Origin of the sequence: Prevotella sp. E9-3 (assembly GCF_022024015.1) — a bacterium.
Taxonomy (GTDB): Bacteria; Bacteroidota; Bacteroidia; order Bacteroidales; family Bacteroidaceae; genus Prevotella.
This window is the reverse complement of the sequence record NZ_CP091786.1, coordinates 2,510,169-2,533,258: the sequence shown is the minus strand read 5'-3', so window position 1 is coordinate 2,533,258 and position 23,090 is coordinate 2,510,169. Positions and strand designations below refer to the sequence as shown.

The window sequence follows — 23,090 nt, the reverse complement described above, 5'->3', positions numbered from 1 at the left end:
AATGGCAATATTAAGTTTTAAGGGAATTGGTATAACAGCAATGGCTGGTGCAGTTCCAAAACAGGTGATAAACAATTACGAATATACCGAGTTCTTCCCTGCTGACCAAGTAAAGGAAGTAGTAGACAAAGTTGGTGTATTTGAACGCAGGTTTGCAGACAGCGAGACTTGCTCATCTGACTTATGTTTTGCAGCTGCACAGAAATTATTTGCAGACAACGAAATCGATAGGGAAGAGATTGACCTGCTAGTATTTATCTCACAAACTCAAGATTATCGTATGCCAGCAACAAGCATCACATTGCAACATCGTCTTGGACTAAAAAATAGTTGTATTGCATTTGATGTGAACCTCGGATGCTCGGCATTTCTCTATGGCATGTCTGTAGTCTTTAGTATGATGCAGACTGGAAATATTAGGAAAGCTCTTATCTTGGATGGTGAAACTCGTAGTAAGGTATATGGCCCTCGTGATCGTCGTAGTGCATTTATATTTGGAGACGGAGGTGTAGCTGCTTTGGTGGAGCGAGATTCTAAATTTGGAACAACTACTCTTTCAATGAATTCTGATGGCTCTCGTGCAGACTTGATAATGATTAAGGCAGGTGGTTACCGTCATATGTCCACACCAGAAACTTTAAAGGAAAAGGTAGTTGACGAGTATGGAAATATGCGTAGTGACGAACAGGGGTATATGAAGGGTGGCGATGTGTTTAACTTTGTAATTCGTGAAATCCCTCGTGATATCAAGCAAACTCTTGAGTTCGCTAATACTAAAACGGAAGAGTTAGATTATATTGTTTTTCATCAAGCTAACAATTTCATCAATTCGTATATTGCGAAGAAGATGAAACTTGATACCACAAAGATTCCTCACACTATTGAGAAGTTTGGAAATACATCCTCTGTATCAGTTCCTTTGACTATCGTTAGTGAGTTGAAAGGGAAACTAAATGGTCAGAAAACACTTTTGTTAAGTGCTTTTGGAGTAGGTATGACGTGGGCTACAGGAATTGTTCCATTTGTTGATACAAAGATATCCGATATCGTAGAAGTTGAAAAAGGTCAGCCTGTTGATGAATTTCTCCGTCGTGACTATACTCCTATTGAAAAAGAATCAGAAGAGTCAGAAACAAAACCACAGAAAGACTAATGTTTAATCCATTCTCACTTGAAGGCAAGACGATTATCGTAACAGGTGCCAGTAGTGGCATAGGACGGCAGTGTGCCATCGATTGTAGTCGAATGGGGGCAAAGGTAGCTATTATTGGCAGAAATGAGGAACGCCTAAATGAGACATTAAATCAAATGGAAGGTGAAAAACATCTAAAAGTAATCTTTGATTTGACAAGTACTGATAGTATAAAAACTATTGTTACAGATATCGTCTCAAAATTAGGTCAAATAAATGGTCTTGTGTGTTGTGCAGGCATCTCTAATATTCTTCCATTAAAATTAATGAGTGTCGAACAACAGGAACATTTCTTTCGTACCAATGTGTTTTCTACCATAGAGTTAACTCGACAGGTACTTAGCATAAAAAATGTAAGTAAGGATGGTGCTAGTGTCATTTTCTTTTCTTCTATTATGGGGGTGGTTGGTGAGAATGCTAAGTCACTTTATAGTATGACGAAGGGAGCTCTAATTTCTGCTTCACATTCTTTGGCCGTAGAATATGCAAAGAAAAAGATTCGTGTCAATTGCATTTCTCCTGGTGTGGTTGTAACTCCTATTAATGCAGGACAACCATATATTTCTGATCCAGACAAAAGGGCCCTACTCGAAGCTAAACATCCACTTGGTTTAGGTCAAACTAGTGATATTTCAAACGCTTGTATTTATTTATTGAGTGATGCATCGCGTTGGATTACCGGCCAGAATATTGTTGTTGACGGTGGTTACACAATTCAATAAATCATGATTGATATTAAAGATAAAAAAGATTGCTGCGGCTGTAACGCCTGTTATGATGCATGCCCGAAAGATGCAATCCATCTAAATACCGATAACGAGGGATTTTGGTATCCTGAGGTGGATAAAGACAAATGCATAAATTGTGGTTTGTGTGAAAAAGTATGTCCTCAACTGCATTTTGTCGAGCTCAAACGTAATGAGTTTGAGAAACCTGTATGTTTCGCCGCCATCCATAAAAACGTAGAAACACGTTTTGCCAGTACAACGGGTGGTATGTTTTCTGCTTTAGCAGAACAAATGTACCGTGAAGGCGGCTATGTAGGAGGCGCAATATATCAGGAGGATTGGAGTGTAGCTCATTTTATCAGTAATAATCCCGAGGACTTGAAACGACTGCGCCAGAGCAAATATTCACAGAGTGACACTCGTGGCTTCTATAAAGAAGTAAAACGTTTGTTGGTGACAGGAGAGAAGGTTCTCGTTTGTGGTTCACCTTGTCAAATGGCGGCTTTGCGCAGATTTTTGGGAAAAGATTATCCGTCCCTGATAATAGTTGATTACATTTGCAAGAGTATCACTTCACCTTTATTCTATAAAAAGTATCTCGACTTTTGGGAACGTAAAGCTGGCAGTAAATTAATTTCCTTTAAGTTCAAGGATAAGGAACTTGGTTGGCGCAATCTTGTAAAGAGGTTCGACTTTAAAAATGGTAAAACAATGTATAGTCGTGCTCAAGACAACGATCTATATAGTACTGCCTACCATGGTCATATCGTCAGTCGTCCCTCTTGCTATGATTGTAAATTTAAGGGATTCCCTCGTATAGCTGACATTACAATTGCAGATTTTTGGGGATGTGAAAAAAAAGCGGAGTATAAAGAACTGGATGATAATGCAGGAACCTCTGCGGTTATTGTGAACAATAGTCGAGGACTTGACTTCTTTAAGAAGGTAGAGAAACATATACGTTGCGTGTCTGCCGATATCAACGATATGATTCCAGGAAATCCTGCATTACTTCACTCGGAGAAATACCCGACAGCCAATCGAGCGGATTTCTTTAATGATCTTAATGAGAAGTCAATAGAGGAAGCTGTTGAAAAACACCTTACTTATTTTGGTCAGACGACTGGACATGGTTTCAAACATAAGTTGAGATTATATTTGAGAGTATGGCGTACCGCTTTAAAACACAGCCAATATAAGCCATCTGTGTTTCTTCAGTTTATTAGTCTGAATGTGTTTAGTAAGAATGTAAAAACTGATTGGCTGAACGAAGGTGTCATTTATCCAACACCTTATACTGTCATAGAATTACAGAAGGGTTCTCTTTTGGAACTTCATGGTCCCTTGGTCGTTGGTAGTAAAAAGATAAAAAGATCGCATGAGGAGACTCGTCTTTTATTAGAGCGTGATGCTCGCATGATTGTTAATGAAGATAGTCATTTTGACTATGGTAGTGATGTTGAGGTTTTCTCTAATGCAGAATTAATCATGGGGCACTGTGGTACAAACTATAATTGCACAATTATTTGCGGCAAGCGCATTGAGATGAAGGGACGAGTATCTTTAGGTCGTGATGTCAGTATCCGTGACACAAATGCTCATTTGATAGCCATTGAAGGTTATAAGATATTACGACCAGTAATTATAGAGGATCACGTATGGTTATGCTCGGGTGCTACAATTTGTCCCGGCGTAAAGATTAAAGCAGGAGCAGTTGTTGGAGCAAATTCTTATGTAATTCAGAATGTGCCTGCACATTCATTGGTTAGCGGAAACCCAGCAAAAGTGGTAATGAAAAATATTGCTTGGAAATTGTAATTTGTTATGGAAGAAACAAAATCTCTTACTATACTTATTGTCGGAGGTACAGGAGTTATTAGTACTGCTGTTGCTGCAGAAGCTCATCGTCAAGGTATCGCTGTGACGATGATAAATCGTGGAAAACGTAATCTTCCTTCATGGGCAGAATTGATTAAATGTGATAAAAATGATTATTCTACGATAGCTTTGCATTTAAAGGGAAGACACTTTACTTCAGTAATGGATTTCCTTTGCTATACTGATGAGCAGACTACCGATAGTTTTTATTTTTACTCTCAATATACAGAACAGTATTTTTTTGTTTCCTCCTGTGCGGTGTTTGACAAGACAAAACCGGGAATTAAGACAGAAAACTCACCAAAACCGCTTAAAATATGGAGTTATAGTGTCAACAAATACAAGAGCGAAGAACATCTAAAATCATTAGCCAAAGATAGTAATTGTCATTATACGATTGTTCGTCCGTGTGTTACTTATGGAGATACTCGTATTCCTTATGGAATAATGCCAGATTACGGCTATCATTGGACATTATGTGCACGTATATTAGCTAATAAGCCGATTATTCGTTGGAATGGCGGGACTACACGTACAAATATGATGCGTGTTGAAGACTATGCAGTGGGAATGGTGGGACTTATAGGTAATCCTAAAGCATACGATGAAGATTTTAATATCTGTGGTGATGAAATGCCTTCATTCAATGAAGTAATCGAAGCTATCGAGATAACTTTGAAATGTAAAGCCAAAATAATTGATGTAACTTCGGATTTTTATGCTAAGGAAATGCCAAACAAGAGTGAAGAAATTCTTGGAGGCAGATCAATTGATGCTACAAATAGTAATCAGAAAATTAAGAATACAGTTCCTTCATTCAAACACTCCATCTCGTTAAGAGAAGGTGTAGCCATGACCTTAAAAGCTTATCAAGAGCAAGGTTATCAACATGGTATTGATTGGAGATTTGATGCTGATACTGATCGTATAATCAAGAAATGGTGTAAGAATAATCAAATAGAATATAAGCAGTACAACCTTAATTTCGTGGATTATTTAGGCAACGCAACATTTCAAGATAGGATACTATACTATTTAGAATTCTATAAAGAAAGTTTGATAGTAAAATGGATTCGCCTAGTAAAAAGAACATTGAATCGTTGACAAAGTAATGGAAGATACTTCTTTAAGACAGAAAACGAAGAAGGGGTTATACTGGTCGTTCTTTAATCAGTTCGCCAACTATGCCATGCAGTTTATCGTTGGCATTGTTATGGCACGATTATTGACTCCGTCTGATTATGGAATAACTGCTATTCCTGTCATATTTATGGCGATTGCTAATGTTTTCATTGAAAGTGGATTTAGTTCAGCTTTAGTACGCAAGCAGGAGTTGTCAGAGAAAGATCTTACAACCTCTTTTTTATATAGTTTTGGCGTTGGTGTTTTCTGTTATTTATGTTTGTTCATCTGTGCCCCTTGGATTGCAGATTTTTATGACACGCCTATACTTAAGAAGTTAATTCGAATAACTGCACTAACCTTCTTATGGGCACCGCTAATTACTCCTCAGAATGTTATTTTACAGCGGAAACTTGATTTTAAAACACCTGCTCGAATTTCTATAGTCAATAAGATTGTATCAGCAATTTTAGGTATTTCAGCAGCATATATGGGTTATGGTCTATGGGCGTTAGTTATAGCAAACCTGTCTTCAAGTATCCTCGGACTCATACAAACATGGTTGGTTGTGAAATGGTTTCCTCGTGAAAGATGGTCCAGAGATTCTTTTAAATATCTTTGGGGGTATGGAAATAAAGTTGTCGCATCACAACTCTTAGATACTTTTGTCTCAAATCTTGCACCATTTTTGATTGGAAAATTTGGAGGAGGGACGGTTGATTTAGGTAATTATAATCGTGCAAAAGGTTATGCAGCATTGCCTTCTTCTAATGTAGTCAGCGTTTTAAGTACAGTAACATTCCCTGTATTGAGCAAGATTCAAGATGATGATGAGAAATTGGGACTTAATTATAGAAAAATGATTAGAGTATCTGCATTTCTACTATTCCCTATCATGCTTCTTTTAGCAGCATTGGCTAGACCACTTGTTTTAATTATGATTACAGCGAAATGGGAGGCCTGTGTCATACTTCTTCAATTATTATGCTTTACTTATATTTGGCAACCTATACAAATATTGAATGTGAATCTTTTATATGTTAAAGGACGAACAGATTTGGCTTTGAAACTTAGGATGATTATTAAACCAATTGGTGTGATGATTACAATCCCGACTTTAATATTTGGGGGAATTATCTGGTTTTGTGCAGCAGAAATTTTGATGCAAATTATAGCCCTTACAATGAATACATACTATACGGGAAAGTTAATTAAAGTTGGTTTTTTTATGCAAATGAAAGACATATTGCCTTTTTTTATCTTGTCCCTGTTGATGTTTGTTCTAATTATTATTATAAACAATTATATTGTTAGCTTATATTTACAGGTTCTTTTTGGTGGAGTGTTTGGAATATTATTTTATTGTGGAATTAGTTATTTGCTTAGGTTCGAAGAACTTGATGAAGTAAAATATTTACTTAACTCTAAAAAATAATATGAAAGTTGTATTATTAGCCGGTGGTTTTGGTTCGCGTATAAGTGAAGAAAGCCAATTTAAGCCAAAACCAATGATAGAAATAGGTGGAATGCCTATTTTGTGGCATATCATGAAAGAGTATGCCTATTATGGTCATACCGAGTTTATCATTTGTGCTGGTTATAAGCAAGAGTATATTAAGGATTGGTTTGCTAACTACTTCCTCCATAACTCAGATGTCACCTTCGATTATCGCGATGGTAAGAATGAAATGACTGTGCATCAGACTAATATGGAACCGTGGGAGGTGACAGTAGTAGATACTGGCTATAACACTATGACAGGTGGACGTATCAAGCGCATTCAAAAGTATATCGGAGACGAACCATTTATGCTTACATATGGTGATGGAGTTTGTGATGTGGAGATAAATAAACTCGTAGAATTCCATAAGTCTCATGGGAAGTTAGCTACTTTGACAGCAGTTAAGATGGCACAAGATAAAGGCGTTCTAGATATTGACGAGAGTAATTCGGTTCGTTCATTCCGCGAGAAAAACGCAAGTGATGGTGCACCAATTAATGCTGGCTATATGGTTTTAGAGCCTAAAGTATTTGATTTGCTTGATGGTGACTCATGTATTTTTGAAAAAACAGCATTGGTTAAACTTGCCAGCGAGGGCGAACTGATGTCTTACATCCATGAAGGTTTCTGGCAATGCATGGATAACATTCGTGAAAAGAATATGTTAGAGGATCTTCTGGCACAAGACAAAGCACCGTGGAAAAGATGGGATAGACAAGTTCCTAGTATTGAGGCGCGTAAACGTAACGGACAAATTTAATGAGTCAAATAGATAAAGTTCATATAATTCAGCGTCGTTTAATAGCAGACGATCGCGGATGGTTCTTAAAAGCAATAACAGGAACTGAAGAGGGCATCCCTTCCCATACAGGTGAAGTGTATCTAACAATGGGAAAGCCTGGACAGGGTAAAGGTGGGCACTATCATCCTAAAGCAGTTGAGTGGTTTACTCTAATTGAAGGAAGTGCCGTCCTTAAACTGGAGGATATGGTAACACATGAAAGACGTGATATAGAGATGTCATTGGAAAAAGCTATCACAGTCTTTATTCCCAATAATGTGGCCCATATCGTCGTAAATAATAGTGATAAGAACTTTATCCTCTTGGCTTATACGGACAAACTTTATGACCCTGCTGATACAATTGCATATTCAATCAAATAAGTATATGATAGACAAATATAACGGATTTTATAAAGGCAAGAAAGTCCTTGTAACCGGTCACACCGGTTTCAAAGGCTCTTGGCTCTCCATCTGGCTTCACGAACTGGGAGCAGAGGTGGTTGGCGTTGGACTTGACCCCTATAGCGAGAAAGACAACTTTGTTCTCTCCGGTATTGGTAAGAAGATTAAAGCAGACATCCGTGCTGACATCCGTGATGGGGAGAAGATGAAGGAAATCTTCGCTCAGTACCAACCGGAGATTGTATTCCACCTTGCCGCTCAGCCCTTGGTGCGTCTCAGCTATGAGATACCTGTTGAGACCTACCAGACCAACGTGATGGGTACCATTAACATCATGGAAGCTATTCGAGCGACTGATAGCGTAAAGGTAGGCGTGATGATTACCACCGACAAGTGCTACGATAACAAAGAGCAGATGAGAGGCTATAAAGAGGATGATCCGTTTGGTGGTTACGACCCCTATAGCTCCAGCAAAGGTGCTTGTGAAATAGCCATCCAAAGCTGGCGCAGAAGTTTCTTCAATCCTGAAGATTATGGAAAGAAACATCATGTGAGCCTGGCCAGCGTTCGTGCCGGTAATGTGATAGGTGGTGGCGATTGGGCTAAAGACCGTATCATTCCTGACTGCATCCGTGCTTTAGAAGCAGGAAAACCTATCGAGATACGTTCGCCTAAAGCTGTACGCCCTTGGGAGCATGTGTTGGAACCGCTGAGTGGTTATTTGCTTCTTGCCCAGAAGATGTGGGAGAATCCCACCGGATACTGCGAAGGTTGGAACTTTGGACCGGAGGCTGATTCAGTATCCACTGTTTGGGAAGTTGCTGCAAAGCTGGTTAAGTGTTTTGGAAGGGGAGAACTGAAAGATGTTTCAAATCCTGGTGCCTTACACGAAGCCAACCTATTGATGCTTGACATTACCAAGGCAAAGACACGCTTGGGTTGGAAACCAAGATTGGATGCAAAGCAGACAGCTATTCTGACTTCTGATTGGTACAAGCGATACCAGAAAGAGGATGTATATAGTATCTGTATTGAAGAAATAGATAAATTTTTAAGTTAATGAAAATAGCAATTATAGGTGCTAATGGAATGCTTTCCGTTGCACTTACAAAGTACTTCTATGGTCGACCTGATACGACTGTAGTTGTATATGGGTTGGATGAACCGCAGGGTTACACTTGTGATAGTTTTACAAAGGTTAATCTGGTAACTCAGACCTTGAATTATGAAGATGTTGCCATAGCAGATGTCGTAATCTATTCCTCTGGTGCAGGAGTACAAGCTGCATTAAGTACACCTTCACTCTTAATGTATCAACTTAATGTTTCTGCTCCCATTGCTATTACTTTGGGCTTGAAAAAAGCAGGATTCAAAGGCATTTATGTGTCTTTTGGATCTTATATGGAGATTGGTGTGAATGAAGAGGAAGGAAAAGCCTTTAATGAAGACGAGGTCGTATGCTCTACATTGCCTGTGACCAATGACTATGCTTTATCGAAGCGCTTGTATGGTCGCTATATGCGAGATTTTAAGGCAGATTTTACTACTTATCATTTCATTCTTCCAAATATGTTCTCAGAAGATGATTTGAAACCTGGAACAAGACTTGTTCCTTATACACTCCAGTATTTGCAAGATTATTGTGCAGGTAAGAAGCCTGAAGCACCTAAGTTTAGTGCAGGTACCCAGACACGTCAGTTCATCACTTTGGAGGAGATGATACAAACGGTTGACAAGTCTATTATGGCTCATATACCAAGTGGTCTGTATTGTGTTGGAGGTGGAGAGTTTTTGAGCATTCGCAACCTAATTGAGCGACTTTTCAAGATTTACGATGTTCCTTGTAAAGAGGAATATTTTGGCCAATCAGTGCGTAGAGATGGTGATATTAGAAGTCTCTGTTTAAATGGAGAAAAGTTAAAAAAAGCACTAGATTATTTGCCAATTTCTACAATTGAGGAAATATTCAGAAGATAATCTAACAAAACATATAAAAGTTAAAGAAATATGGATAATAAACCGCTGGTCTCAGTCATAATACCATGTCATAATTCTGCAGCATATATTTATAGGCTAATAGATTCTTTGTTGAGTCAAACATATACAAATATGGAAATAATTGTTGTTGATAATGACTCCAAAGATAATACGGCAGACATCGTAAAAGATTATTTTATTAAACTTGAAAAAAAAGGATATTATACAAAATATATCCATCAGGACGACTTAGGTCCTTCTGCTGCAATGCAAACGGGATTTAAGTACATAAAGGGAAAATATTTGATTATGCCAGATAGTGATGACTATTATTCTGGTCCAACATCTATAGAAACGTTCGTTAACAAGTTTGAGAGTCTACCAGACGAATATGCTATTATCCGGAGTCAACTCCTTTTTATTAATGAAGAGAACATGCAACCGATAGGCATGGCATATGAAAATTTTCCGGAGGACGACCCGGGCACATTGTTTGAAGATTGTTTATATGGTAGAAATGGGTATAATTTTGCTCCGATAGACTATATGGTAAGGGTGTCAGCTCTCCGTGAGATGACGGGATTAAAAATATATAATGCTTACAACACAGGGCAACAGCGACAGATTTGTCTGCCTCTTTACTATAAATATAAGGCATGGACAATTCCTGAACCATTAGTATGTTATTTAGTGAGAAAATCATCAATTAGTCACGGGGAGTATAGTAAATATTCCACAAAAGCACTTCTGTATAAAAAAGCCCCTGAATACATAGACTCTATTTTAGGTTCAATCGAATCAATGCCACAGAAAGAAAAGGATGACTATCGTACTTCTTATCTGCAGCTGAGAGCTAAATCAATAGCAGTATTGGCCTTTGAAACAAGGAACTATAGTGATATTGAAAAATATCTTTCTGACTACAAGAAATATGGAGGTAATCCATGGAAGGTGAGATGTTTTTTTCTGAAAAAACTTTTGAAGCAAATAATAGGCATCTAATAAAATAGCCCCAGCAACGTGGTTATTCAAAGTTGAATATAATGAACATAGGAATACTGACCCTTCCTCTCCATACCAATTATGGAGGAATCCTTCAAGCTTATGCACTCCAAACGGTATTGGAGCGCATGGGGCATGAGGTAGCTGTTCTAAATCAGAATCAAGATCCCATACACTATCCTGCAACGAAGATATGTCTATCATTTATAAAAAGAATAGTGTGGGCTATTTTGCGCAGAAAAATGTCTAAATATTTCAATATTCAGAAAGAGGAGATTGAAATTAAGAAAAGTTATTCTATAATTAATGAAAACACATATACCTTTATAAACAGATACATACATCAATATCTCTATAGGTCTTTGAGTAATGATGTAAAAAGAGACTCTTTTGACTTGTTGATTGTTGGGTCTGACCAAGTATGGAGACCTGCTTATACCCGGAATATAGAAGATATGTTCTTCGGGTTTGCTGCAACTTGGGATGTTCCTAAGTTAGCTTACGCAGCATCCTTTGGTACAGACAGTTGGGAGTATTCTGTAACACAGACAGATAACTGCTCCAAACTTATAAAAAAATTCAAAGCGGTTTCTGTCCGTGAGGAAAGTGGTGTTAAACTATGTCGTGAACATCTTGGAATATCTGCAAGTCATGTGTTAGATCCGACAATGCTGTTGGACAAAGATGATTATAGCAGGTTATTCTCTGTAAATAATGCGGACTCAATTAATAAAACACTTGCCACATATGTGCTTGATTATGATGATAACAAAGTGAGTGCTATTGAAAAATTGTCCAAGGAATTAGAATTAAAGGTTTTGCGCTTAAATTCGAAAGTGGAGGATGCTACCGCAACTATAGAGGAGCGTATACAACCACCAGTTGAATCTTGGCTAGCTGGCTTATGTTATGCAGACTTTGTCATCACAGACAGTTTTCATGCGTGTGTCTTCTGCATTATCTTTCATAAACCCTTCTATGTGTTGGCAAATAGTTATAGAGGTGTGTCTAGAATTGCATCTTTGCTGAAAATATTTGGTTTAGAGAATCGCATGATAACTGATGTTGGCGAATGTAATGTTAAAGAGCGGATAGACTGGAAAAAGATTGACAAGATTAGAGCAAACTGGAAATCTCACAGCTTAACCTTTCTCACAAAGAATATAGTTTAAAAACATGGTTTCTATTATTATTCCTATATATAAAGCAGAGAAATCTATTCGTAGATGTATTGATTCTGTTCTAGCTCAGACATATAAGGATTGGGAACTTGTTCTCGTAGATGACGGATCTCCGGACATCTCTGGGGGGATATGTGACGAGTATGCACAAAAAGACTCACGTATTAGAGTTTTTCACACACCCAATGGTGGTGTATCCAGTGCACGCAACAAGGGACTTGATGAAGCTAATGGGGATAGGATTTGTTTTGTTGATGCTGACGATTGTCTTGAGTCCAACTTCTTGTCAAAGATGTTGGTATTCAGTCATGATTTGGTGGTGTGTGGTTTTCGTAGTCTACAGGGCTTGCAAATAACCCCTGACGATATTGATGTTTCTGGTGAGACTATGGGCGTTTATATACCTAAATTCTTTAATTCCTATTCTGCGCCAGCCCCTTGGGCAAAACTATTCAAGAAAGAGATAATTGACAAGTTCCATATTCGTTTTAATCAAAAACTTAAACTTACAGAGGATACCATCTTTAATCTTGAATATTTATCGTATTGTACGAGTTTACGTCAAATTCCTAATCAGCTTTATGTATATGATGGAATCTGGGGGGGGGGCGGTAAATATGTTCTTTCCTGGGAAGAAGTGGAATATATGTGTGATGTAATGTTTGCTTCCATACATAAACTAGAAGAGGTTTTTAAATGCCAGATAGACACCACTAATATTGCAGTAGGAAGAATAAGGGCGGTGCCAGATTTGTTAGAAAACCATACGTTTGAGGATTGCTATCAACTATTCAGAAGGTATCATCCGTTATACTCGTTCGAAGATTATTTGAGTATTTTGGCTTCTAATCCTGCAGCAACGTACCTTGACTACTATTATAAGCAGTGCTCTATAGGAAAAGGGTGGGAAGCAATAAAAATACTCAAGAAGTTTTCAACTGTTGACTCATCAAAGCTTGATTGTCTTGATAATAGAACTTTGACTTTTTATCGTTTCATAGAATCAAATCAACTTTTCTTAGCGTATTTGTATGCAAGAGCGATATATATAGTAAGAAAATTAAAACACAAGTTATCTTGATTATGCATATCAACTATTTGATTCTTGCCCATAAGAATGTTCAACAGATTGTGCGTCTGGTAAAAGCATTGCAGTCAGATGATTCGTCTGTCTATATCCATCTCGACAAGAAATGGAATATCTCTCCTTCAGATATTGAAATCATTCGCAATGCTACCGATGGACTACATGTCATTAACGAGCGTATATCAACTTTTTTGGATGATTGTTCTCTGGTGCTAGCGTCACTTAGCTTACTGAAGGCTGCCTATACAAAAGGGGAGAAGGGCTATTATATACTTATGTCTGCACAAGATTATCCAATCAAGCCAATTTCAGATTTAAGGTCACTATTCGTCAAAAACTACCCGAAGCCTTATATCGACTGCACACCTTATGATGTCAGCAACTGGATGTACTATAAATATAAGAATAGTGCTCTTTATAATAAAATACTTCATTCTTTCAGTAATTCAGGATGCCCTTTTCTAAAGAAAGTAGAGAGGGTGTTACACAAACGTCATTTTGGGAATCACTATTTTTCTTTATATAAGCATAGCATACGCTATGGGATGAAGTTATATGGTGGTAGTGCATGGTGGGCTTTACCGGATGTGGCAGTTGGCGATATTTTAAGAGATATAGAAAACGATAAGCGTGCTTTCGAGTTGTCACTTAGTACTTACACTCCGGAGGAAACATTCTTTCAGACCTACGTTATGCGTACACGGATTAGCAATCTTGTAGAGATAAACAGTATAACTGAACGTAAACAGAATTGTCTGACTTATGCTAATTTTGAGACACCGACAAAGAAATTTTGTGGGCATCCTTACATCATAACTGCAGATGACTGGAAGTGGTTGAAGAATCGTCCTGAATATATTGCGAGAAAATTTGATATGAGTGTTGATGAAAATGTCTTTGATACTATAGATTCTGAAATAGGGAAATAAATTATAGATGAAAATATTAGACAGGATTTATTCCCTTCTGATTTTTCTGGTGGCAATCCATGTAAAGTCATAAAACAAATGAATAATAATGAAGATAACCGTAGTAACAGTAACATATAACTGTGAGAAAGAGGTAGAGAAGACTATACAGAGTGTGCTTTCTCAGACTTATCCTGATATTGAATACATTATAGTGGACGGTGCCAGCAAGGATGGTACTCTTGATGTGGTGAACAAATATAAAGATCGCATTACAACGATTGTGTCCGAACCAGACCGTGGAGTATATGATGCCATGAATAAGGCTGCTAAACTCGCTACTGGTGAGTGGGTGAATTATATGAATGCTGGCGATACTTTCGTGGATTGCGATACCATCCGGAAACTATTTGATATAGATCTTGAAGGAGTTGGTGTGCTGTTTGGAGATACAATATCTGTCTGTACGAATGGAGAATCTATCCGTATTTACAATCCAAACTTTTGGAAACATAAAATCATGCCAGCATGTCATCAGTCAATATTTGTCAGGGCTGATGTCCTAAAGAAAACGCCATTTAATTTGGACTTTAAAGTATGTGCTGATTGTGAATCATTTGTTCGTATGCGAAAAGAGGGTATAAAATTTAAGTACAATCATGTAGTAGTGGCAAGATACGATGCAACAAATTCTGGTATAAGTAGGAATACAAATACTTATATGAAAGAAATTCTTAGTTTAAGGTATGAAAATCCGATTGTGTATAGAGGTGCTCTATATAAGTATGAGCTAAGATGTCTTTTATCACAAGTTGCTCGTTTTTTTAAAAGAATGTAGTGTTTTTAGTTATATAAATCTTTTAAAGTTATATCGTTATGAGTTTAAAAAAAACAATTAGGTCATCGTATTTGGGAAATTTATTTTCGGGATTTAAACAGTGGTATATTAGCATCTCTTTTAATTATAGAAAAGAGATGGGGTATTGTGATGAGACTGCATCAATAGTGAATCCTATCGTTTTCAAAAACCCCAAAAACATGTATGTCTATGATCATACAATAGTTAGGAGAGCTATAATAATGACACCTGAAGCTAAGTTTATTATGAAACGTTATTCTGGTGCGGCAGAGGGACTTGTCGTGCTTACAGGAAACCACGATAGATTTATAGGACGTTTCTATAGAACTATAAAACAGTCTGAGAAAAAAACTAAAGATCAGGATGTGATTGTTGAAGAAGATTGTCAGTTGGGGGTTAATGTTACTTTGCTGCCAGGAGTTATTGTACGTAGAGGAACAACTGTAGCAGCAGGTGCAGTGGTAACCAAACCAACTGCTCCATATAGTGTATATGGTGGAATTCCCGCTAAACATTTAAAATTCTATTGGAATATTGATCAGATTTTGGAGCATGAGTCCATGTTGTATCCAGAAGAAGAAAGATACACTAGGGAACAATTGGAGATGTTTTTCAAGATGTATCAAAAGTGATTCTAAGAATATGGAAACATTTCTGATAAGCAAATACCGTATGGAACTGATGGGTGTAGCAACTATAGGTATCCTTATGTGTCATGCTGTAGGAAACCATGTCTCCTTTCCATATCCAGTAAGTTATGCTTTTTCTATTGGCCAGATTGGGAACTCGTTATTTATGCTATTGTCTGGATTCGGATTGTATTATTCTTTAAGCAAGGCAGAATCTAATAAAACAAGTATATTGGCTTGGTATAAAAGGAGGTATGCGAGAATCCTAATTCCTTATATTCTGTGGTATGTAGTTCATTTCATACGGGCATGTAATACTCCTAATACTGATTGGGTTCAGTTTTTATTTGGCTTTTCCTTAATTAAATTTTGGTTCTATGGTGGTGGTGCATGGTTCCTCTCTGTTCTGATACCACTGTATGCTTTATCACCATGGATTAAAAAGTTGCTTACTTTCCAAGATATGGTTGGGCGCAATGTAATTATGGTATCTTGCGTTTTAACTATAGCAAGTTTCTTCCATTGTAGTAATCCTTTTTTTGAGCATGTCCTAAGAGCAATGCCACATTTTGAAGCTTTTTTTCTCGGAATGGCTTTCGCTTATTACTCCATTGGGGGGGGCAGAATAAAAGCTCCCATTTTGTTGAGTTACGGGATAGTTCTTATGATATCCTTTTTTACAATTAATAGAGATTTTGCTAATTTTTATCTTTCTTGTTGTTTGATAGTACTGCCACTTCTTTTATGGTGTTTAGAACATAATAATATGAATACAAAAATATTAAGATGGTTAGGAAGAATATCATTAGAGTCTTATTTAACAAATGGTGCACTTCCTCATTATGTGGCAATGATACCATGGTGCATGTTATCGTTCAATTTGAATTATGGCAATTATTTAGGTTATAGTATAGTTATTATTGGTGGCTTGTTGTGGGCCTGGGGCTTACATGTGGTCTCTCAATGGATATTATCGAAAATATAATTTAGTGCATAGTTATTTGATGAAAAGAATACTCATAATAACAGGGACTTTTGAGATTGGTGGTTCTCGCACCAGTCTTTGTTCCTTACTCTCTGTATTAGATCCAAAGACGGTTGAGGTCGATGTTTTTGCAAGAGAACATGTTGGACCATTGAAAGATAATATGCAAAATTGTAGATTATTGCCTGAAAGCATTTGGTTGAGTCATCGTATCATCGAAGGAAATATAGCAAGTAAGTGTATTTGTAAATTATTGTATCTTCTCAGAGGAATACTACAGATAATAGGTATAGATTTATTTAGACTCTACAACTGGGTTGGTGGTAAAATAATTGATTCCGATAAATACGATGCCGTAATAGGATTTGATGAAACACTTCCGAGATTTGTTAGCTCTATACCAGCAAAGAAACGTATTACATGGCTCCACTGCGATTATAGAAGGCATATAAATGGAGGTGATGAAACAGCATATCTCAATAAAATAGATAAGATAGTATGTGTCTCAAAATTTGCAGAGGATACGCTCCTTGAAGTCTGTCCTCAATACAATAATAAAACAGTAGTCATACACAATGCTATCAATATTGAGAACATTACAGCAAAAAGTATGCTTTCTAACCCGGATGTTGACAAGTTGTTCGAAGATGACAAGAAGTTTACGCTAATCTCAATAGGAAGGTTGGATCCTGTAAAACAGTTTGAAAAGATACCTGCTCTTGCATTCGAAGTAAAACGCCTTCTTAATGGAACGCATAAGTTTCAATGGTTGATAATAGGTGGCGGAAATGATAGAGTGAAAATAAATATTGAAAATGAAATCGAAAAATATGGAGTCTGCGGTGAGGTAAAACTTTTGGGTATGCAGTCTAATCCATACCCTTATTTGGTAAAATCTAACCTTTATGTTTGTACTTCATCTTCAGAAACTTTTTCATATACAATTCACGAAGGGCTTGCACTTAGGATTCCATTTTTATGCAATACCTTCCCAAGTGCATCTGAATCCGTACATGTGGGGCAGGAAGGTTTTATTCTATCATTAGAAGAAATGCCAATGAAGATAGTAGAACAGATAAAGCATCCCTTAAAGATAAAGGAGTGTATCATCAGCAATGATAAGATATTAAATGATTTTTACAATTTGATATAAAATATATGGATGTATATATTTTTGTAGTTATTTTTACCTTTATTTTTTGTTCTCAAATAAAAGTGCAAAATGGAGACCGAAAAGCATATCTAGAAAAGATAATTTGGTGCTTTTTGCCAATATTTATTTATGGAGCTTTGCGTGAAAATTTTGGAATTGATTATCCAGAATATAAATACAATTATGAGTTATTACATGGTAATGCTCAGTTTATTGATGAAGATGATCATGCGGAAATTGGCTTTCAGTGGCTGAATGTTATGATTCCATCATGGCGATTACTTGTAATGTTGGTATCAACCATGGTGATAAGTGGTTTCGCTTTATTATATTATAAATATGTGGAGCCAAGAATGCTCATGTTGGCATTATTTTTTACAATGTTTGACCCCGGCCGATGCTTTTTCTTGAGTTTTGTGGCAATGAGAAATGGACTTGTTATTGCTGGATTTCTTTTGTGTACACCATTGATTGTTAAGCGTCGGTATCATATTTTATTGCCTATAGTCTTTTTATTGTCTTTATTGCATACTAGTGCGTTAATATTTATACCTCTTGCTATCCTTGCAGGTCAGAATTTTTCTATTACAAAAAAAGAAATATGGTTATGGCTTGGCGCATCTGTTGTATTCTCATTGATGTCTGTTACTAGCATTATTAATTTAGCATTACCATTAATGTCAGGTGAGTTATTTGAAAGTTATCGAATTCACTATATGAATGCTGATAATCACAGCTCATTATTGGTTTGTACCGCTAATGCAATCTCAATGTTCGTAATCCTTAAGTGGGCTTATAAACAAAGGTGTATTCTGACTCCTGCACAAAATGTTATATGGAGATTGGCAATGCTTTTTCTCATTAGTCCTTTCTTGGGCGTTTTAGGGCGAACTAGAATGGTCTATTTTTATATTCCATTCTATATTATTACCTTGACGTATCTGATTCAAGATGGATGGACTAGTAAGTCCTTTAAAAATAATTTCTTATTTCTTGTAAGTGCTGTTATGCTATATTATACAGTATTTGTATGGATGGGAAGTAAATATTTTGTATTTTGGCATTATCAGTCAATATTCAGTGATTTGTAAAAAATCGGTCAATTATAACAATGAATATTTTATATATAGGGAGTTTTCGCCTACCATGCTTTGATGCTGCAGCGTCTCGTGTCTTAAATGTGGCAAGAGCACTTAGGGCTGGGGGGCATTGTGTGAGTTTTATCAGTTGGGGCGGGAAACAACGTTCCGAAGATTTAAACACAAACGGAGAATATGTATATGATGGTTTCCCGTATGTAATTACTGATGAAATTGATTTCAATGGTGGTGTGTTTGGTAAACTTAAAGGTTGGATTAAACAAGGTTCAAGGACAAAAGAGATATTAAAGGAAAGACTTGGTAAATATGACGCTATCATAGCTTATAACTGTAGCATAATCAGGTGGCTCATTCCTTTTTGTAAAAAGAATGGAGTTAAATTAGTAACAGATATTACAGAATGGTATGAATACAACGAACTGAAACCTATTATGTGGCCTGGTTATGCGTGGGATATGTGTTATTACCAAAAGAGAGTTAAGAATAAGATTGTTATAAGTCAGTATCTAAACAAGTATTATTCATCTTCCCATAATGTAGTAATTCCAGCAACATGTGATGCATCCGAAGGAAAATGGCAAAAAGGGAAAGATAAGTTTGAAGAATTATCTGCCTCTTTTGATGGTATTACTCTGATATATGCCGGCAATCCAGCCCGTAAGGATGCTGTACATTATGTGATTAAAGCGGTCAATACTTTAGCAAACGAAGGCGCTAAGATAAGATTCTTGATTGTCGGTATAACCAAAGAACAATATGTTGAAAGATATAAAAAAATGCTGAAGGGGATAGAACTGGATGATGCCATTAAATTCTTGGGGCGGGTTTCGCAGGATGAAGTCCCTTCGTACTATGCACTTTCTGATTATATGGTATTGTTAAGGGAGCCAAATCGCAAAAGTAATGCTGGCTTCCCTACCAAGTTTTCAGAGAGCTTTATCAGTGGTACGCCTGTGATTGCCAATATTACCAGCGACCTTGGAAACTACCTAAAAGATGGTGAAACAGGGTTTGTCGTACCCAAGCCAAGTGAAGAAGCTATCTATCAAACTCTAAAAGAAAAAGTGCTTTCACTGAGCAAAAACGATATAAAAAGAATTAAAAGTAATGTCAAGGAGATTGCAAAACAATTAGATTGTCACTCATTCGTAGAACCCTTGCGTATCTTTATGTCGAACTTGAAATAGATATTATGGCAAAACTTTTATTATCTTGCGATGACTATGTGTTCCGTTGCAATGGGAAATACTATGCCCGGACTCAGGAAAAATACGATTTCTATCAACGCTACTTGCGTGTGTTTGATAAGTTACGGTTAGTTACCCGATGTGTGGATGAAAAACAATTGGGGAAAAGTCGTGTGTCCTTAGATGATTCAAGGATTGAGTTTGTACCAATGCCTTTCTTTAGTGGTCCTTTGCAATACGCAAAGGCATACTATAAAATATATAAGCAGCTAAAGGGCATAACAGATGGGTGCGATGCCGCTATCCTGCGTTTACCTTCAACGATAGCACAGAGGGTATGTACAAAGGTGATGAAATCAGGCATACCATACGCCACAGAACTGGTGTTTGACGCGAATGATGCCATGGATAATGCAACAAATCCTATAGAGCGTTTGCTTTGGAGTAATATTCACCGACAGATGGTCAATGCCTGTAACCATGCTGATGGTGTTGCATGCGTCACTGAACATTATCTGCAAAAACACTATTCGAGCCAAAAACTTGATGCATTCTTTGGTCATTATTCTTCATTGGCTCTTGACAAATCATTCTATACAGGGGCTCGTCATTTTCCTATTGGAAAGGAAATCTCTATCGCTCATGTATGCACACAAGTTCAGTTTAAAGGACGAAAAGGGTATAATGAAGTTATTGAGGCTATTGCAAAGCTAAAGAAAAGAGGAGTGGATGTATCGGTCAATTTTGCAGGCCCCGATTATCATGATGGAATAAGTAAGCTGACAAATCTAGCTCAGACATTAGGTGTAGGAGACAGAATACATTTCATAGGTGGCGTTAGTCGTACTCAGCTAAGCGAATATCTAGAGAAATCGGATATTTATGTAATGCCCACCTGGGCTGAGGGTTTACCACGCGTGATTATTGAGGCTATGGCAAAGGGCTTACCTTGTATCACTACCCCTGTTAGCGGTAATCCCGAATTAGTTGAAGAACATTTTCTTGTGCCTTATTATGATACTGATACTTTAGCTGACCGTATTGAGGAACTGACCAAAGATGTTTCGTTATATGAAAAGACGAGTCGAGTCAATTTCGAACGTAGTAAAAAATATGAAGCATCACTATTAGAAGCTCGACGAGATGATTTTTATCATAATTTGATGGATAAAATAAAATGAATCTGATTAGAGGAAAAGTAATAAGAGAATCAATTTTTGCCCCAATAATCTGTAAAGGATATTGGCTTAAAGATTCGATTGATCATTACAAGATACTTGATTCAAAATATGCCTTCTTTTCTCGCTTTACCTTAACTCGTCGTTTCCTTCGTGCAGAAATCACAGGACTTTACACTTTGCCTAATGGTGACCGTTTAGCCATTGCCAAGAAGGGGATTTATCTGCAAAAACATGGACAAGGTGATTTCGAAAAAAGTCTTAAGATTCCTCGTGGTTCAAAGCCTCTAAACCTATGCCTTGCTCCATCTGGCAATATCTACTTCGGAGAGTATTTCCAAAACATGGAAAAGCAGGCTGTAAATATCTACTGCTCTAAGGATAACGGACAAAGTTGGCATATCGCATATTCTTTTCAAGAAGGTAACATCAATCATATTCACGGCTTATTCTTCGACAAATATACAAATAGAATTTGGGTAGCGACTGGCGATAGAGAGAATGAGTGCATCATAGGATATACGGAGGATGAATTCAAGACATTTGTGGAGGTGTTTCGAGGAGGCCAAGAATATCGTACATGCCAGTTTTTCTTTTATAAAGATTTCATTGTATTTGGTACGGATACCCAATATGAGCAGAATGTAATCAAAAAATTTGACCGTAAGACACTAGAAATAGAAGAACTTCAGAAAGTACAAGGGTCGGTGATTAAAGGTGGTCAGGTGGGTGATGTGGCGTTTATATCCACTACTGTTGAACCATCAAAGGTCAATACTGATCGATATGCCCATCTTTGGATAACAAAGGATGGCTTGAATTGGGAGGAACGGTATAAAGCAAAGAAAGATTGGCTACCTGCAACTTTATTCCAGTTTGGTACCTTTGAGTTTCCACAATATTATGGTATTGAGAAGCTGGAACGCTTGTATTTCAGTGGACGAGCATTAAAAGGTCTAGATGGAAAGACTACGTACATAGACTTGGTTTAAGAGTTTAAAAGGTTTAAGGGTTTTAGAAAATGAAAATACTATTAGTAACACAATATTTTTACCCAGAGGTATTCAAGAGTAATGATCTTGCTTTTGAACTGGTGAAGCGTGGGCATCAGGTGGATGCGCTTGTGGGTATTCCAAACTATCCAGAAGGAAAGTATTTTAAGGGATATGGGATATTCAAAAAACGTCACGAAGTAGTGAATGGGGTGAATGTGTATCGTGTATTTCAGACTCCAAGAGGGCGGGGTGGATGGCGGTTGCCGGTGAATTACTTCTCTTTTGTAGTTAGTGGTTGTCTGTGGGTACTGTTTAAGTTCGCATGGAAAAAGAAATATGATTGTATCATCGGACACGAACCATCACCTATATTCCAGGCTTATCCTGCTCTGCTATTGAGAAAACTGCGTAAGACTCCATTCTATTACTGGATAATGGACTTATGGCCGGATGCCATGAAGTCTGGTGGTGGAGTGAAGAATGAGAAAGTACTCCACTTTGTGGATAAGTTGGTTATGGGAATATACAGACATACGGATAAAATACTAATAACGAGTGAACGATTCCGTGATGCGATATCTGCAAAAGGTGATTTTGCAGATAAGATTATCTATTTCCCAAATTGGAGCGATGATATTATGGAGATGGATGACAACTATGAAATACCCCAACTGCCAAATGGCTTCAAGATAATGATTGCGGGTAATCTTGGAAAATCGCAGAATCTTGAAGCTGTGACGGAAGTGATGCTGGGATTGAAAGATGTTCCTGAAGTGAAGTGGGTGTTTGTCGGTGGTGGTTCTCGCAGGGAATGGCTAGAAAATGTCATAAAAGAGAATGGGCTCGAGGATAGGGCGGTATGTTTAGGCCAGTACCCATTTAAAGCCATGCCTGCATTTTATAAACAAGCAGATGCGATGTTGGTGACACTACGTGCTGGATTCCCTCATTTGGAAGCCGTTGTTCCAGCCCGTTTACAGTCCTATATGTCAGCCGGAAGACCAGTGTTGGCTATGATAGGTTGTGGTGGAGCAGACATTATTGAGGAAAGTCAGTGTGGTTATGCTGTTCCAGCTGGTGACTCAAAGGCTTTGATAGATATCATTAAGAATAAAGTCTTGACAAACCGGGAATCTTTCAAGAAGATGGGGGAGAACGGAAGAGATTTTTATATGAAACATTATAGATTGAATGACTGCATTGATAATCTTGAGAAGATTATTGGTGCTAGATGTTAATTGCA

The 23,090-nt window shown here is 37.3% G+C and carries 22 protein-coding genes; all 22 read left to right on the top strand.

Going from position 1 to position 23,090, the window contains the following annotated elements; all coding sequences use genetic code 11:
• The first annotated feature begins 1 nt into the window (after position 1).
• A complete protein-coding gene (locus L6475_RS09780) occupies positions 2–1,153 on the top strand; it encodes a 3-oxoacyl-ACP synthase III family protein (RefSeq protein ID WP_237819496.1) in 1,152 nt (383 codons plus the stop codon).
• Entirely contained in the window at positions 1,153–1,914 is a 762-nt protein-coding gene (locus L6475_RS09775) for an SDR family NAD(P)-dependent oxidoreductase (protein WP_237819494.1), read from the top strand. Before L6475_RS09780 ends, L6475_RS09775 begins: the two co-directional genes overlap by 1 nt.
• Before the next feature lie 3 nt (positions 1,915–1,917).
• A complete protein-coding gene (locus tag L6475_RS09770) occupies positions 1,918–3,738 on the top strand; it encodes a Coenzyme F420 hydrogenase/dehydrogenase, beta subunit C-terminal domain (protein WP_237819492.1) in 1,821 nt (606 codons plus the stop codon).
• Positions 3,739–3,744: 6 nt separating this feature from the next.
• Positions 3,745–4,902: an NAD-dependent epimerase/dehydratase family protein gene (locus tag L6475_RS09765; RefSeq protein WP_237819490.1), complete on the top strand. Its 1,158-nt coding sequence runs from the start codon at positions 3,745–3,747 to the stop codon at positions 4,900–4,902.
• Positions 4,903–4,909: 7 nt separating this feature from the next.
• Positions 4,910–6,355 carry a lipopolysaccharide biosynthesis protein gene (locus L6475_RS09760; protein WP_237819488.1) on the top strand — a complete coding sequence of 482 codons (1,446 nt, stop codon included), beginning with the start codon at positions 4,910–4,912 and terminating at the stop codon, positions 6,353–6,355.
• A gap of 1 nt (position 6,356) precedes the next feature.
• Positions 6,357–7,181 (top strand): glucose-1-phosphate cytidylyltransferase, encoded by an 825-nt coding sequence (gene rfbF / locus L6475_RS09755; RefSeq protein WP_237819486.1) that lies wholly within the window; start codon positions 6,357–6,359, stop codon positions 7,179–7,181.
• Positions 7,181–7,585 carry a WxcM-like domain-containing protein gene (locus tag L6475_RS09750; protein ID WP_237819484.1) on the top strand — a complete coding sequence of 135 codons (405 nt, stop codon included), beginning with the start codon at positions 7,181–7,183 and terminating at the stop codon, positions 7,583–7,585. Before rfbF ends, L6475_RS09750 begins: the two co-directional genes overlap by 1 nt.
• A gap of 4 nt (positions 7,586–7,589) precedes the next feature.
• Positions 7,590–8,666 (top strand): CDP-glucose 4,6-dehydratase, encoded by a 1,077-nt coding sequence (rfbG, locus tag L6475_RS09745; protein WP_237819481.1) that lies wholly within the window; start codon positions 7,590–7,592, stop codon positions 8,664–8,666.
• Complete coding sequence (locus tag L6475_RS09740) at positions 8,666–9,583, top strand: NAD(P)-dependent oxidoreductase (RefSeq protein WP_237819479.1); 918 nt, start codon at positions 8,666–8,668, stop codon at positions 9,581–9,583. Before rfbG ends, L6475_RS09740 begins: the two co-directional genes overlap by 1 nt.
• A gap of 30 nt (positions 9,584–9,613) precedes the next feature.
• Positions 9,614–10,585, top strand: a complete 972-nt coding sequence (locus tag L6475_RS09735) for a glycosyltransferase family A protein (protein WP_237819478.1) — start codon at positions 9,614–9,616, stop codon at positions 10,583–10,585.
• Positions 10,586–10,626: 41 nt separating this feature from the next.
• Complete coding sequence (locus L6475_RS09730; RefSeq protein WP_237819476.1) at positions 10,627–11,757, top strand: polysaccharide pyruvyl transferase family protein; 1,131 nt, start codon at positions 10,627–10,629, stop codon at positions 11,755–11,757.
• A 4-nt stretch (positions 11,758–11,761) separates the two neighbouring features.
• A complete protein-coding gene (locus L6475_RS09725; RefSeq protein WP_237819474.1) occupies positions 11,762–12,847 on the top strand; it encodes a glycosyltransferase family 2 protein in 1,086 nt (361 codons plus the stop codon).
• Positions 12,848–12,849: 2 nt separating this feature from the next.
• On the top strand, positions 12,850–13,782 hold the full coding sequence (locus L6475_RS09720) for a beta-1,6-N-acetylglucosaminyltransferase (protein WP_237819472.1): 933 nt from the start codon (positions 12,850–12,852) through the stop codon (positions 13,780–13,782).
• An 88-nt stretch (positions 13,783–13,870) separates the two neighbouring features.
• Positions 13,871–14,599: a glycosyltransferase family 2 protein gene (locus L6475_RS09715; RefSeq protein ID WP_237819469.1), complete on the top strand. Its 729-nt coding sequence runs from the start codon at positions 13,871–13,873 to the stop codon at positions 14,597–14,599.
• Positions 14,600–14,637: 38 nt separating this feature from the next.
• The gene (locus L6475_RS09710) at positions 14,638–15,252 is read left to right on the top strand and encodes an acyltransferase (RefSeq protein ID WP_237819467.1); all 615 of its coding nucleotides are present in this window, start codon (positions 14,638–14,640) and stop codon (positions 15,250–15,252) included.
• A 10-nt stretch (positions 15,253–15,262) separates the two neighbouring features.
• On the top strand, positions 15,263–16,234 hold the full coding sequence (locus L6475_RS09705) for an acyltransferase (protein WP_237819465.1): 972 nt from the start codon (positions 15,263–15,265) through the stop codon (positions 16,232–16,234).
• A gap of 19 nt (positions 16,235–16,253) precedes the next feature.
• Positions 16,254–17,387, top strand: a complete 1,134-nt coding sequence (locus L6475_RS09700) for a glycosyltransferase (RefSeq protein WP_237819464.1) — start codon at positions 16,254–16,256, stop codon at positions 17,385–17,387.
• 5 nt (positions 17,388–17,392) lie between these two features.
• Positions 17,393–18,478, top strand: coding sequence for an EpsG family protein (locus L6475_RS09695; protein WP_237819462.1), 1,086 nt, complete (start codon positions 17,393–17,395; stop codon positions 18,476–18,478).
• A gap of 20 nt (positions 18,479–18,498) precedes the next feature.
• Positions 18,499–19,674 carry a glycosyltransferase gene (locus tag L6475_RS09690; protein ID WP_237819460.1) on the top strand — a complete coding sequence of 392 codons (1,176 nt, stop codon included), beginning with the start codon at positions 18,499–18,501 and terminating at the stop codon, positions 19,672–19,674.
• Between the two features lie 5 nt (positions 19,675–19,679).
• Positions 19,680–20,855 carry a glycosyltransferase family 4 protein gene (locus L6475_RS09685; RefSeq protein WP_237819458.1) on the top strand — a complete coding sequence of 392 codons (1,176 nt, stop codon included), beginning with the start codon at positions 19,680–19,682 and terminating at the stop codon, positions 20,853–20,855.
• The gene (locus L6475_RS09680) at positions 20,852–21,844 is read left to right on the top strand and encodes a hypothetical protein (protein WP_237819456.1); all 993 of its coding nucleotides are present in this window, start codon (positions 20,852–20,854) and stop codon (positions 21,842–21,844) included. The genes L6475_RS09685 and L6475_RS09680 overlap by 4 nt, the downstream gene beginning before the upstream one ends.
• Positions 21,845–21,873: 29 nt before the next feature.
• A complete protein-coding gene (locus tag L6475_RS09675; protein WP_237819454.1) occupies positions 21,874–23,085 on the top strand; it encodes a glycosyltransferase family 4 protein in 1,212 nt (403 codons plus the stop codon).
• The last annotated feature ends 5 nt before the right edge of the window (positions 23,086–23,090 follow it).

Coding starts and splice junctions, on each gene's coding strand:
- L6475_RS09760 (WP_237819488.1), top strand. CDS start 4,910: ATGGAAGATACTTCTTTAAGACAGAAAACGAAGAAGGGGTTATACTGG.
- L6475_RS09770 (WP_237819492.1), top strand. CDS start 1,918: ATGATTGATATTAAAGATAAAAAAGATTGCTGCGGCTGTAACGCCTGT.
- L6475_RS09750 (WP_237819484.1), top strand. CDS start 7,181: ATGAGTCAAATAGATAAAGTTCATATAATTCAGCGTCGTTTAATAGCA.
- L6475_RS09680 (WP_237819456.1), top strand. CDS start 20,852: ATGAATCTGATTAGAGGAAAAGTAATAAGAGAATCAATTTTTGCCCCA.
- rfbF (WP_237819486.1), top strand. CDS start 6,357: ATGAAAGTTGTATTATTAGCCGGTGGTTTTGGTTCGCGTATAAGTGAA.
- L6475_RS09695 (WP_237819462.1), top strand. CDS start 17,393: ATGGATGTATATATTTTTGTAGTTATTTTTACCTTTATTTTTTGTTCT.
- L6475_RS09715 (WP_237819469.1), top strand. CDS start 13,871: ATGAAGATAACCGTAGTAACAGTAACATATAACTGTGAGAAAGAGGTA.
- L6475_RS09720 (WP_237819472.1), top strand. CDS start 12,850: ATGCATATCAACTATTTGATTCTTGCCCATAAGAATGTTCAACAGATT.
- L6475_RS09740 (WP_237819479.1), top strand. CDS start 8,666: ATGAAAATAGCAATTATAGGTGCTAATGGAATGCTTTCCGTTGCACTT.
- L6475_RS09705 (WP_237819465.1), top strand. CDS start 15,263: ATGGAAACATTTCTGATAAGCAAATACCGTATGGAACTGATGGGTGTA.
- L6475_RS09775 (WP_237819494.1), top strand. CDS start 1,153: ATGTTTAATCCATTCTCACTTGAAGGCAAGACGATTATCGTAACAGGT.
- L6475_RS09675 (WP_237819454.1), top strand. CDS start 21,874: ATGAAAATACTATTAGTAACACAATATTTTTACCCAGAGGTATTCAAG.
- L6475_RS09710 (WP_237819467.1), top strand. CDS start 14,638: ATGAGTTTAAAAAAAACAATTAGGTCATCGTATTTGGGAAATTTATTT.
- L6475_RS09765 (WP_237819490.1), top strand. CDS start 3,745: ATGGAAGAAACAAAATCTCTTACTATACTTATTGTCGGAGGTACAGGA.
- L6475_RS09780 (WP_237819496.1), top strand. CDS start 2: ATGGCAATATTAAGTTTTAAGGGAATTGGTATAACAGCAATGGCTGGT.
- L6475_RS09735 (WP_237819478.1), top strand. CDS start 9,614: ATGGATAATAAACCGCTGGTCTCAGTCATAATACCATGTCATAATTCT.
- L6475_RS09690 (WP_237819460.1), top strand. CDS start 18,499: ATGAATATTTTATATATAGGGAGTTTTCGCCTACCATGCTTTGATGCT.
- L6475_RS09700 (WP_237819464.1), top strand. CDS start 16,254: ATGAAAAGAATACTCATAATAACAGGGACTTTTGAGATTGGTGGTTCT.
- rfbG (WP_237819481.1), top strand. CDS start 7,590: ATGATAGACAAATATAACGGATTTTATAAAGGCAAGAAAGTCCTTGTA.
- L6475_RS09730 (WP_237819476.1), top strand. CDS start 10,627: ATGAACATAGGAATACTGACCCTTCCTCTCCATACCAATTATGGAGGA.
- L6475_RS09725 (WP_237819474.1), top strand. CDS start 11,762: ATGGTTTCTATTATTATTCCTATATATAAAGCAGAGAAATCTATTCGT.
- L6475_RS09685 (WP_237819458.1), top strand. CDS start 19,680: ATGGCAAAACTTTTATTATCTTGCGATGACTATGTGTTCCGTTGCAAT.